We start from the raw sequence: 12,433 nt of genomic DNA, 5'->3' as shown, positions 1-12,433 counted from the left end.
TTATTGATTTCTCGGTGACCGGGGCAGGGCCTCTCATTTGGAGTCCTGCAATGTTCAAGCGAGTATTTTCTGCGTGCCTTTTCGTTGTTTTTGGTTGTGTCGCTTCGGAAGCTCGACCCTATCGTATTCATCAAGCCCCTGAATGCAATGTCACCATGCCTTGCGACTTCTCGTATTCGCAGACGCGACGCGAGCGGACTTCCAGATCCTCACCAGCGACCAGATCTTCTCTGATTTCCAGGTCCTCACTACAAGCCTATCGCTCGACGCAACTGACAGTGACCGATGCTGGGGGCACCGCCGCGCCGGCGACCGTCTCCAGTGTCTCCGGCGCTCGCATTGTCGGGGGCCGTCCGGCCGGTTGCCCTTCGTCCTTCTGCGGCTGCGGCGCGGCCCTGCGCGTGTTCGGCCGTATCGTGCCGGAATTGAACCTTGCGGCGAACTGGCTGCGCTTTCCGCGGACATCGCCCGCACCGGGAATGGTTGCTGCGCGACGAGGACACGTCTTCGTCCTGGAGCAGCATCTCGGAGGCGACGTCTGGCTGGCCTATGACGCCAATTCGGGCGGGCACTCGACGCGAATCCATGCGCGTTCATTGCGGGGGTATACGATCGTCAACCCGCGCGGCGGTTCGACGGCTTGAGGACAGCGGACGCCGCTCTCGACAAGACCGCGGACGGGTCGCAACATCTTTGCCACCCGTCCGCGCAGCGCCGATCACAGTCGCAGCACCTTGCCGGGATTCATGATGTTCTGCGGATCGAGCGCCCGCTTGATGGTGCGCATGATGTCGAGTTCGGTCTTCGACCGGTAGTGGCTGAGCTCGTCGAGCTTGTCGATGCCGATGCCGTGCTCCGCCGAGATCGAGCCGCCCATCGACGTGATGAGATCGTTCACGGCCCGCGTGATCGCGCCCTTGTATTGGGCCAGCGTCTGCTGATCCATGCCGACCGGCCCCATGAACGAGAAATGCAGATTGCCGTCGCCGATATGTCCGAGCGGGTAGGGCCTGATGCTCGGGAGAATGTCGAGCACGGCCTTTGTCCCCTTGTCGATGAACTCCGGTATCCGGGAAATGGCCACCGACACGTCGTAGCTCAGCCCAGGTCCTTCGGCGCGGGACGCCTCGGCGACATCCTCCCGAATCCGCCACATGTTGCGCGACTGGCTGACCGTATGAGCGATCGCGGCATCGAGCACACGACCGGCCTCGAGCTGATCGGCGAGAAACTGCTCCAGCTTCTCGGACATGCCCTCGGTCCCGTCCCGGCGTGCCCGCGCGGACGACCATTCCAGCAGGAGATACCACGGGGAGTCCGCCCTGAGCGGATCCTGGGTGCCGGGAATATGGCGCAGCACCATGTCGATCGCGCTGCGGCTCATCAGCTCGCAGGAGCCGACATTGTCCTCGGACGCGGCATGGGCTTCGGACAGGATCTCCAGCGCTGCGCGTGGATCCCGGATCGCCAGCCATGCGGTGCAGACGTCCTTCGGCGCCGGCCATAGCTTGAGCACGGCCTTGGTGATGATGCCCAGCGTGCCTTCGGCGCCCATGAAGAGGTGCTTGAGGTCGTAACCGGTGTTGTCCTTCTTGAGCGCGCGCAATCCATCCCAGACCTCGCCGTTGGGCAGGACGACTTCGAGCCCCAGGACGAGGTTGCGGGCATTGCCATAGCGCAGCACCTGCACGCCGCCGGCGTTGGTCGAGAGGTTGCCGCCGATCATGCACGAGCCCTGGGCGCCAAGGCTGAGCGGCAGGAATCTGTCGTGTTCGGCCGCTGTCTCCTGAAGCGTCTGCAGCACACAGCCGGCCTCGACCGTCATCGCGTAGCCGACGGGATCGACATCCAGCACGCGGTTCATGCGGCCCAGCGACAGCACGATGCCGGTGTGCGCAGGCCAGGGCGTGGCCCCGCCCATCAGACCGGTGTTGCCACCCTGCGGCACGATCGCGACGCCGTGCCGATGGCAGAGCCGGACCACTTTCGAGACTTCCTCGGTGCTGCCGGGACGAACGACGGCTCCGGCACGTCCAACCAGCAGTCCGCGCCAATCCGTCACGAACGGCTGCTTGCCGTACTCGTCCTCGATCAGGCCCTTCTCGCCGACGATCGCGCGCAGCGAATCGCGCATTTGGGCGGTCAGCGGAGCGGTTGGAATGATGGGTTCGGACGGACCGGCAGCCGGCATTTGCTTCCCCTGGCGCATCTTGGTGTGCACTGCGCACGTAACGTGCGTTTGGGGTATTGTCCACGTTTGCGCCGTGGAGTCTAACGGCAATATGGTTCTTGGCCCGGAAAGCCTGGCGAGCAGGGCGCTTCTTGCGTCGACCACCGTTCATGGGGTCGTTTTCGGCGGTCTTGTTTGAGCCGCCCCCCAGGCGCGCCTGACGCGCCCTTCGTCTGCCGGTGCACGTCGTGTACCCGCCGGTACCCCGCGGATGATTCCGTTAACCGTCGATCTCTGCGATCGCGTTTAGGCGGCGTTAATGATTCTTTCTCGATGCGACACATCTCACTTTGCTGCAGTCCATGTTTGTGGAGTGCCCGTAAGTGTTGATTAAGAAGGCCATATCCATATTCCGGCCTGCGACGCGCGGGCGATCGGCAGCAAGAACGCTGCGGCCTCCCCCATCACGAGATTTCAGGGAAGTGTTTTTGCCGCAACGGCGGCATTCAGGATGAAGGTCATGCTCCGCCGCGTAGTGCTCTGTTTCGCGAGAGATCGGAAGGCCAACGTCGCCGTCATTTTCGCGCTGACGATGGTTCCTATCATCTTTCTCCTGGGCATGACGCTCGACTACACGCTGGCCTTGCGCAAGCGCGAGCAATTGAACGCAGCCGCCGACGCGGCCGCGATTGCGGCCGTGAGGCCTGCGATGCTGACGCAGACCGACAAGGCCGTCGTCGAGGCGACTGCGGCCGCCGTCTTTGCCGCGAAGGCGAATCTTCCCGGTCTGGCGGCCGTGCCGACGCCGACGATCACGGTCACGGATTCCGGTCTCGCGCGGAGCATCACGGTTTCCTACACCGCGCAGTCCGTGAACAATTTTCCCGGCGTGCTCGGCAAGCAGACCTGGCAGGTGGCCGGTTCGGCGACGGCGAAGGCGTCCAGCGCGCCCAACATGAATTTCTACCTGTTGCTGGACGACTCGCCGTCAATGGCGATTGCTGCGACGCAGACCGACATCAACAACATGATCACGGCCACGAAGAACCAGCCTTCGGGTTCGAAGAACTGCGCGTTCGCGTGTCACGAGACGAACCCGCAAAAGGACAGCGGCGCAACATCCTCGACCAAGGATAACCTCACGATCGCGCGCAACAACAACATCGCGCTGCGTATCGATCTCGTGACCAATGCCGTCAAACAATTGCTCGTGGGGCCCTGGTCGTGCCCGCAGTCGGGTGTTTCGGGCGGCGTCATGCAGTGCATGTCGGCGCTCAACAACACCGCCTACAAGGCCGCCATCTATACCTTCGACTACGGCCTGAATACGATCCAGACGCTGACCACCCCGACCACCGCCGGCACGAAGATCGCCAACATTCAGCTGATGACGGTCGACCACCAGAACTGCATCGTTACCGACAGCAAGGGCAACTGCGTCTACAGCACTGACTACGGCACGGACATCTCGGGCGGGCTCACGGGCGTCAACGCGGTGATGCCGGCGCCGGGCACCGGCACCAACCAGGCGGGCGATACTCCGCAGGAGGTGGTCTTCCTCGTCACCGACGGTGTCGAAGACAAGCTGATGCCGAAGCCTGGGACCTGCGACCCCAATGCCACCTATCCGCTCCCGACCGGCAGCAGCACGACCGTGCGCTGCCAGCAGCCGCTGAACACGACGGTCTGCACGACGATCAAGAACCGCGGCATTCGCATCGCGGTTCTCTATACCGAGTATCTGCAACTTCCGAGCGACAGCTGGTACAACAGCCGCATCGCGCAATTCAACAATCCGTCCTCATCCACGGGCCAGATCGCGCAGAGGCTGCAATCATGCGCCTCGCCGGGTCTGTACGCGAGTGTTCAGACCGGTGGCGACATTTCCGCGGCGCTGACCAACCTCTTCATCAAGGTTGCGTCCAGCACGGCCAGCCTCGTGCAGTAGAGAAGAGCCGCCATGACTGGACCGGGTAGTGCAACGAAAAAGAGGCGCCGCAATCGCTGCGCCGCTTTCGCGCGGGACAGCAGGGGCGCCACGGCGGTCGAATTCGCGCTGGTCGCCGCGCCGTTCCTCGCCCTCCTCATCGCACTGATCCAGACCTTTCTCGTCTTCTTCGCCCAGCAGACGCTCGAAACCATCGTGCGCCAGTCGGCGCGCCTCGTCATGACCGGACAGGTTCAGTCCGCGCAGATGTCGCAGGCGGCCTTCAAGCAGAAGGTCTGCGATCAGATCGTGATCCTGTTCAATTGCAGCGGCCTGATGGTGGACGTGCAGGTGGCGACCGCGTGGACATCCGCGAACACGGCGATGCCCACCCTGACCTACGACGGCTCGGGCAAGGTCAGCAATGTCTGGCAATACGATCCGGGCAATGCCGGCGACATCGTCGTTCTCCGCGTGATGTACGAGTGGCCGGTGGTCCTCGGGCCGCTCGGTTTCAACCTCTCGAACCTTTCCAACGGCAACCGGCTGATCATGTCGTCCGCCGCGTTCCAGAACGAGCCAGGAGCCACCTGATGATCTCCGCCCTGACGTCTCGCGCGCGGCAGCTGTTGACCGACGTCCGCGCCGTTGCAGCGACGGAGTTCGCCATCGTGACCCCGTTCATGCTGGTGCTCTATGTCGGCGGCGTCGAGCTCGGCAACGGGCTGGCCATGAACGTCAAGGTCAGCGCGACCGCGCACAGTGTCGCCGACATGATCACGCAGAACACGGCCGTCACCTCGACCCAGATGGACGGCATTCTCGCGGCCGCGACGGCCATCATGGCCCCATATCCCATCAAGAATGGCAGCTCTTCCCTGATGACGATCACGGTCTCGGAGGTCTCGACCGACAGCAATGGCAAGGCGACGGTGCAATGGAGCAAGTCGACGAGCTCGTCGGGCGCACGAACCGTTGGTGAGCAGATGACCTTGTCGTCCTTTACCGCGCCGAGCGGTACCAGCAACGCCAACATCTCCCTCATCCTGAGCGAGGTGTCCTATGACTACACGCCCAACCTCGGCTTCACCATCGCCGGCACCGTCAAGCTGTCCGACAGCTACTACCTGTTCCCGCGCTGCTCGACCAACAGCCCGGCCACGTCGAGCTTTCCCTACTATGACGTGAAATATCCGGCGACGGCGACCTGCACCTGCGTGCAGCATTTGCAGCAGAAGAGCTGCTGATCATCAATCACAGCCGCGGCACCCGGCCGCGGGCCATGGCGTCAATATCGTCAGCGCCTGCTGACCATGCTCTTGGGGTTCCGATGCCGGCGGACAGGGGCGAATGGCCGGGAGAATGTCGAATAGCGGCCGCCTGGCCATCGCGCCGCCGCATGACGTCTTAAAATTCGCTTTACAAGAATTCGGATTTGTCGTAGATATCTGCGCATCCCGCCCGCCACAAGGGGCGTTTCGCGATCGTCACGAGACGCGGGCAGGGTGCGGTGGCCGCGACGGCGTCGGCGCGCTGGGCAAGCTGCAGGGCGGGAATCTCCGTGAGCAGCAGCAGGCGCGGTACGACACGGCGTCGACAGCGTCCTCGTTCGGCCTCGAAGGTGAGCGCACGCCAGCCATCGGGGACAGGAGCGGGGATGTGCGCGGACGGCAAAATCGTGTGGTCCTGACGACCGGGGTCTGTGCGTCAAGTCTTGCGGTGATGTGTGTTGCCCGACCGGGCGCGCACGTCAGCCATCCGCGAGGCGACGGGGGCAATAGTGCATCGCTCCCCGGGGAGAGCGCGACATAAGCCGTAAGACCATCCGCGCAGGGAAGGCCGGTCGCTCGGCTGCACCTGTAGTCCACCCCGTGCGCGTCTTGCTCGCACACGGGACCGCGGGTGCCAGCCGCGCCCGGCCTTCCCTGCGCCCTTTCTTGCGAGATGGGGCAACGAAGAGAGCAAAGCTCGGGCGAAATGAGTCGCGAGAATGCGAGGCCGTGTCTGCAGATCAAGTGTCAGTTGGGCAATCGCCACGGTGCAACTTGCTCCGTCATTGCGAGCGGAAGCGAAGCAATCCAGAATCTCTCCGCGGAGGCAGTCTGGATTGCTTCGTCGCTTCGCTCCTCGCAATGACGGATTGCGTGGCTATGACGCGCATCCCTCTCGTGTCCCGGACGCGCTGCAGCGTTCTTGCGCTGCTGCGCAGAGCCGGGACCCAACGGGCTACAGCACGTGCTGCAACATAGGCCCCGGCTCTGCAGCGCATCACTTCGTGCTGCGCAGCGTCCGGGGCACGAGAGCGGAGTTTGGCGCGAAACTGTTTCCACATCGTCATTGCGAGCGGCACTCGCAATGACGAGGAGGATGGAGCTACGCGCTCTCCGTCTCCCGGTGCACGTCGCGCACCACGAGGCCCATGCCTTGCTCCGGCATCTTTATCCAGTCGCGGCGCTTCAGGGTGCGCTTGGTGTCTTCATAGCCGCTCGTCCAGTGCTCGCGCATCGAGGTGCCCGAGAATTCGTGATCCTTGGCGTCGCCCTCATAGGCCTTCTGCTGGTAGATCAGATGCAGGATCGCGATCTCCGGCATGTTGCGCAGGCTCGCCTTGAGCTTGCGCTCCTCCTCGGAGAGCTGCTCGTCCGGCAGCTTCGCCAGCGCCTTGTAGAGCAGGACCTTGAGATTGTGCGTGCGGCGATAGACGTCGGTATTATGGCGCGTGCGCGAGGAGTACATGATGTCCTTGTGGCGGGCCATCACGTCCTGGATGGAGCGCGGCAGCATGCCCCGCGCGCTGAACAGGTCGACCTGGAACACCAGCGAATTGAGCGAATCCTCCTGGTCGAGCAGATGCTGGAGCGGCGTGTTGGAGACGATGCCGCCGTCCCAGAAATGATCGGTGCCGATCCGCACCATCGGCAGCGCCGGGGGCAGGGCGCCGGAAGCCATGACGTGCTCCGGCTCGATCTCGTCATGGGCGTTGTCGAAATAGATGAAATTGCCAGAGAGCACGTTCACCGCGCCGACCGCGAAGCGGACCTTCTTCTCGTTGATGAGATCGAAGTCGACCAGCTCGAGCAGGCTCTCCTTGAGCGGCATCGTATCGTAGTAGCTGGTCGCGGTTCGCGCGCCGACCGGGCTGAGCCAGGGATTGACCTGGTGCGGGGTGAAGAAGCCGGGCTGGCCCAGCGCCGACGTCATCCACGCGCTGGTGAGGTTGCGCCACTGGCGGAAGACGTCGCCATCGGGCGTGTAGTGCCAGATCTTGCGGTTGGTGATGCGCTCCCAGAAGATGCGCAGCGCATCCAGCCGCTTCTCTGGCCTGTTGCCGGCGATGATGGCGGAGTTGATCGCGCCGATCGAGACGCCGCAGGCCCAGTCCGGCTCGATGCCGGCCTCGTGCAGCGCCTGGTAGACGCCGGCCTGGTAGGCGCCGAGCGCGCCGCCGCCTTGCAGCACCAGCGCGACCCGGTCGCAGCGCTCGGGACGCCAGCCCCGCGCGGGCGGCTGATGTGTCGAATGCATCGGTTGCGACGTGCGGGCGTCCATGCTGTGCCTCCCTGCGTACTCTCAAACGATTGCGTCCCGCGGTGACGGCGTGATGACAAGGGGTGCTGCCGATGCATCGGCTGCATGCACGATGGCTGCAACGGAATGGCCGCGGGTCATGCGCCTGACGGAAATCCATCACATCGCAGTCAATGAGGCCGGCTAGCAATTCGCATCGACGGCCCGAGGCTGCCGGGCGGGCATCACCGACGTCGCCAGAGGAGACCAGCGATGCGCAGGGAAGACGTGCTGAGACTTCCGTCCATGCCGGCGGCCGGACCGAGCTATCCCGCCGGGCCCTATCGCTTCGTCAACCGCGAATTCCTGGTCATCACCTACGAGACCGATCCGGCGCTGATCCGCGCCGGACTGCCCGAGCCGCTGGAGCCGATCGACCAACCGATCGTGCATTACGAATGGATCAAGATGCCGGATTCCTCCGGCTTCGGCAGCTACACCGAGTCCGGTCTCGTCATTCCCGCACGCCTCAACGGCGAGGAGGTCAACTTCGTCTCCCAGATGTACCTGGACGACGATCCGCCGATCGCGGCGGGCCGCGAGATCTGGGGCTTTCCGAAGAAGTACGCACATCCAAAACTCGAGATCGTCAAGGATACGCTGACAGGCACGCTGGAATATGCCGGCCAGCTCGTCGCGATGGGCACCATGGGCTACAAGCACGAGAGCATGGCCGGCAACGACGATCTCACCCGCGCCACGCTGTCGAAGACGCAGATCAATCTGAAGATGATCCCAGGGGTCGACGGCCGCCTCGAAGTCTGCCAGCTCGTGGCCATCAACCTCACCGACATCGTGCCGAGGGGCTCCTGGATGGGACCCGGCCGATTGCATCTGGTGCCGCACGTGAATGCGCCGGTTGCGGATTTCCCGGTCCGCCGCTGCCTCGGCGCGCATCATTACATCGCCGACCTGACGCTGCCGTTCGGTCGCGTCGTCCATGACTACATCAGGGAAGCCGAGGCCGCCGCGACCGGCCTGGCCGCGGAGTAGGGTCCATCATCAAACTGTAACACTGGCGTAATTGAGTACCCGCGTGGGTCCGGAAGATGCCGTCAGCCATCCTCCGGATACGAGGCATCTGTTGATGGTTGGGGTTGGCCATGGTTGAGCCGGCGAAGCTTGTCAGCGCGCTGTCGAACACTGACCCCGCCATTCCCGGCCTCGTCTGGGCGTTCCGCCTGCACAGCGACGGCAGCGCCGAGGCGCTCCCGATCGACCGGCCGATCGAGTTCAGTCATGACGGCCGTCTCTGGCTGCATTTCAATCTGACCGACGCGCGCGTTCGGCCGTGGATCGCGGCATCACAACTGCCACAGCTGGCGCGCGAGCTATTGCTGTCGAACGATACCTTCCAGCAGCTTCACGTCATCGATCACTGCGTCTATGGCGTGTTCTCCGACCTCGTGCGCGAGATCGGCAGTCCAACGGAGGAGACCGCGTTCCTGCACTTTGCCATGACCGAGCGCCTCCTGGTCAGCGGCCGCCATCAGGCGCTCTGCTCGGCGGATGCGACGCGCCGCGTGCTCGAAGGTGGCTACCGCGTCGACAATGTCGCCCATCTCCTGGAGAAGATCGTCGACGAGGTCGCCGACACGCTCGACAGGATGGCCGACACGCTCGGGCAGGAGATCGACGACATCGAGGAACGCATCCTCGCCGACGATGCGAGGCCGGAGATGCGCCGCAATCTCGGCCGGCTGCGCCGGACCTGTGTCAGGTTGCATCGGCAGCTCACCGGCCTGCGCGTGCTGTTCCACCGCCTCGACCAGAAGGACACCGATCACCTGTCGCCGGCGTTGCGCATCCGCGCCGGCAAGCTGGCGCAGCGGCTCGACGGCCTCGATCACGACATCGTCGAGCTGCGCGAGCGCAGCCGGCTGCTCGAGGAGGAGCTGCGCTTCAAGAACGAGGAGGAAAGCAACCGCCACCTCCATACGCTCTCGATCGTGACCTCGCTGCTGCTGCCGCCGACGCTGATCACCGGCATCTTCGGCATGAACACCAAGGGCCTGCCGCTCACCGAAGTCGAGACTGGATTCCTCTGGGCGGCGGTGCTGATGGCTTCCTCGGTTGCTGCGGCCTACCTCTTCATGCGGCGGGCGGGCATCTTCAAGTAGCGTATCGATCGTGAGTTGGCTTGCCGAGAGAGCTCCGTTGCGACGCGCGGCCACGATTGCGCTGGCGTGCACGGCGGGGAGCACCAGTGCATTTGCCGGCGCCAAGGATGAGAGCGCGGCTGCATGGCTGTTCCCGAAATGGTTCAACGAGTGGCATGACGGCCTCGCCGACAAGGGCCTGAATTTCGGTGCGATCTATATCGCGGACAATATCGCCAACGCCACGGGTGGCGTGAAGCGCGGCGCCATCCATTTCGGACGCCTCGACCTCTCGGTCGATGCCGATCTCGACAAGCTGGTCGGCTGGACCGGCGGCCGCTTCTACGCCAATGCCTTCGTGATCTACGGCCGCGGACTCTCCCGCAACAACGTCCAGAACCTCGCCACCATCAGCGAGATCGAGGCGCTGCCCGATCAGCGGCTCTACAACGCCTATGTCGAGCAGAGCTTCTTCAATGATCGCCTGAACATCAGGGCAGGCCAGCAGGCGGCCGACGTCGAGTTCTTCGACAGCCAGACCGACGATCTCTTCGTCAACGGCACCTTCGGCTGGCCGGCCATCAAGGCGAGCAACCTCCCGGCCGGCGGCCCGGCGCCGCCGATCGCGGTGCCCGGAATCCGCATCAAGGCTGTGTTGACGGACAGGGTCACCGCCTATGGCGCGGTGTTCAATGGGGATCCGTCGGGGCCGGGCGATATCGATCCGCAGCTGCGCGACCATCATGGTCTGGCCTTCCGCGTCAACGATCCGCCCTGGTTCATCGGACAGGTCCGCTTCAACTACGATATCGATGTCGGCGACCGCCCGCTCGCCGGCAATTTCACGCCGGGCGTATGGAAGCACTATGGCTCGTTCGACAGCCAGCGCTTGACTGCGGAGGGCTTCTCGATCGCGGATCCCGGCGGCAGCGGCATCCCGGCGAAACTTCGCGGCAATTACGGCATCTTCGCCGTGATCGAGCAGGTGCTCTATCGCCCGCCGGAGGTGACCGAGACCAGCACCTCGGCCTCGCTCCCGGGCGTCACGGCGTTCGGCCGCATCGCCTACAGCCCGCCGGACCGCAATCTGATCGATCTGTACATAGACGGCGGCATCGGCTTCGTCGGCTTCACGCCGGGCCGGCCGCTCGACCGCTTCGGGGTGGCGATGGTCTATATGCGGATATCGAACACCGCGCGCAATCTCGATCTCGACACGCAGGCCTTCGCCGGCATCCGGAGTCCGGTGCGCAGCAACGAGACCCTGATCGAGACGATCTACGAGGCGCACATCAAGCCGGGCTGGCTGGTCGCGCCGTACTTCCAGTATGTGTTCCGTCCCTCCGGCGGCATCCCGAATCCGAACGATCCGACCGGAGTCTCGCGGATCGGTGACGCCGCCGTGTTCGGCGTCACCACCACGATCAGGTATTAGGCCGTCGCCGGCTGGAGTTTCGGCTGCCGGGACAGTGCCAGCACGATCAGGGCAGCGAACACGCAGAGCGCGCCGGCGATGAAGAACGCCGGCAGGTAGCTCTGATAGACCGTCCGCGAGAAACCGGCTCCGAACGCGGCCGTGCCTGCGCCGAGCTGATGGCCGGCGAAGATCCAGCCGAACACCAGATTGGCGCGCTCGGGCCCGAATTTCTGCGCGGTGAGGCGCACCGTCGGCGGCACCGTGGCGATCCAGTCGAGACCATAAAACATCGCGAAGACGGAGAGGCCGTAGAACGAGAAATCGCTGAAGGGCAGGAAGATCAGCGAGAGCCCGCGCAGGCCGTAGTACCAGAACAGGAGCCAGCGATTGTCGTAGCGGTCCGACAGCCAGCCCGACATGATCGTGCCGAAGAAGTCGAAGATGCCCATCGCGGCGAGCAGGCTCGCGGCCTGCACCTGCGGGATGCCGAAATCGAGGCACATCGGGATCAGGTGCACCTGGACGAGGCCGTTGGTCGAAGCGCCGCAGACGAAGAAGGTCGCGAACAGGATCCAGAACGCAGTCGACTTCGAGGCATCGCGCAGCGTGCCGAGCGCAACGCCCGTGATCGAGCCGTGACTCACCGGCGGTGCGGGCTGGGGTGTGGAGCCCTCGTCGCCGAACGGCCGCAGGCCGACATCGCTGGGACGGTCGCGCATCGCGAGCAGCACGGCCAGTGCGGAAACGCCGAGCATGACACAGACGAAACCGAGCGCGAGCCGCCAGCCATAGCGTTCGGTGAGGCTTGCCAGCAGCGGCAGGAACACGAGCTGGCCGGTGGCGACGCTCGCGGTCATGATGCCGACGACGAGGCCGCGTCTTGCTGCGAACCAGCGCGTGGCAATGGTCGCGCCCAGCACCAGCGCGGTCATGCCGGTGCCGATCCCGATCACCACCCCCCACAGGGCGACGAGCTGCCAGACCTCGGTCATGCCGAGCGAGAGCACGAGCGCCGAGACCACGATCAGCTGGGCGGCGAGCGTGACGTTGCGCAGGCCATAGCGGTTGAGCAGGGCGGCCGCGAACGGCGCCATCAGCCCGAACAGGATGAAGCGGATCGACAGCGCGGAGGAGATCTCCGCCGTGCTCCAGCCGAACTCCTTCTGAAGCGGCACGATGAACACGCCGGGCGCGCCGACCGTGCCGGCGCTGATCAGCGCGGCGAGGAAGGTCACGCCGACCATCACCCAGCC

10 protein-coding genes are annotated in these 12,433 nt (G+C 64.4%); 7 read left to right on the top strand and 3 right to left on the bottom strand.

Translation table 11 applies throughout. The features are described from left to right. Window positions 1-50: 50 nt before the first annotated feature. Window positions 51-644: a hypothetical protein gene (locus IC50_RS42485; protein WP_035706177.1), complete on the top strand. Its 594-nt coding sequence runs from the start codon at window positions 51-53 to the stop codon at window positions 642-644. A gap of 74 nt (window positions 645-718) precedes the next feature. On the opposite strand, the gene IC50_RS15650 is transcribed toward IC50_RS42485, so the two are convergent. Continuing rightward, window positions 719-2,191: an FAD-binding oxidoreductase gene (locus IC50_RS15650; protein WP_035706172.1), complete on the bottom strand. Its 1,473-nt coding sequence runs from the start codon at window positions 2,189-2,191 to the stop codon at window positions 719-721. A gap of 499 nt (window positions 2,192-2,690) precedes the next feature. Between IC50_RS15650 and IC50_RS15645 the strand changes: the two genes are divergently transcribed. Genes IC50_RS15645 through IC50_RS15635 form a run of 3 tightly spaced genes read left to right on the top strand, consistent with a single transcriptional unit; the run spans window position 2,691 to window position 5,344 of the window. Beyond that, window positions 2,691-4,118, top strand: coding sequence for a TadE/TadG family type IV pilus assembly protein (locus IC50_RS15645; RefSeq protein ID WP_035706236.1), 1,428 nt, complete (start codon window positions 2,691-2,693; stop codon window positions 4,116-4,118). A 12-nt stretch (window positions 4,119-4,130) separates the two neighbouring features. Further along, entirely contained in the window at window positions 4,131-4,691 is a 561-nt protein-coding gene (locus tag IC50_RS15640; RefSeq protein WP_035706169.1) for a TadE/TadG family type IV pilus assembly protein, read from the top strand. Next, window positions 4,691-5,344 (top strand): TadE/TadG family type IV pilus assembly protein, encoded by a 654-nt coding sequence (locus IC50_RS15635; RefSeq protein ID WP_035706166.1) that lies wholly within the window; start codon window positions 4,691-4,693, stop codon window positions 5,342-5,344. The genes IC50_RS15640 and IC50_RS15635 overlap by 1 nt, the downstream gene beginning before the upstream one ends. Before the next feature lie 1,126 nt (window positions 5,345-6,470). Here the strand turns inward: IC50_RS15635 and IC50_RS15625 are convergent. Then, window positions 6,471-7,646, bottom strand: coding sequence for a patatin-like phospholipase family protein (locus IC50_RS15625; RefSeq protein ID WP_035706160.1), 1,176 nt, complete (start codon window positions 7,644-7,646; stop codon window positions 6,471-6,473). 231 nt (window positions 7,647-7,877) lie between these two features. Here IC50_RS15625 and IC50_RS15620 point away from each other — a divergent pair, with 231 nt between their 5' ends. The 3 genes from IC50_RS15620 (at window position 7,878) to IC50_RS15610 (ending at window position 11,198) form a co-directional block, all read left to right on the top strand. Beyond that, window positions 7,878-8,657: an acetoacetate decarboxylase gene (locus IC50_RS15620; RefSeq protein ID WP_035706156.1), complete on the top strand. Its 780-nt coding sequence runs from the start codon at window positions 7,878-7,880 to the stop codon at window positions 8,655-8,657. A gap of 110 nt (window positions 8,658-8,767) precedes the next feature. Beyond that, entirely contained in the window at window positions 8,768-9,784 is a 1,017-nt protein-coding gene (locus IC50_RS15615; protein ID WP_035706152.1) for a transporter, read from the top strand. A gap of 37 nt (window positions 9,785-9,821) precedes the next feature. After that, entirely contained in the window at window positions 9,822-11,198 is a 1,377-nt protein-coding gene (locus tag IC50_RS15610; RefSeq protein WP_244429595.1) for a carbohydrate porin, read from the top strand. Here the strand turns inward: IC50_RS15610 and IC50_RS15605 are convergent. Beyond that, on the bottom strand, window positions 11,195-12,433 hold a 1,239-nt coding region (locus IC50_RS15605; protein WP_035706146.1), incomplete at its 5' end, for an MFS transporter. The genes IC50_RS15610 and IC50_RS15605 overlap by 4 nt on opposite strands.

It is taken from the genome of Bradyrhizobium genomosp. I (2014) (assembly GCF_000261685.1).
Taxonomy (GTDB): Bacteria; Pseudomonadota; Alphaproteobacteria; order Rhizobiales; family Xanthobacteraceae; genus Bradyrhizobium.
This window is presented reverse-complemented; position numbering and strand designations above follow the sequence as displayed.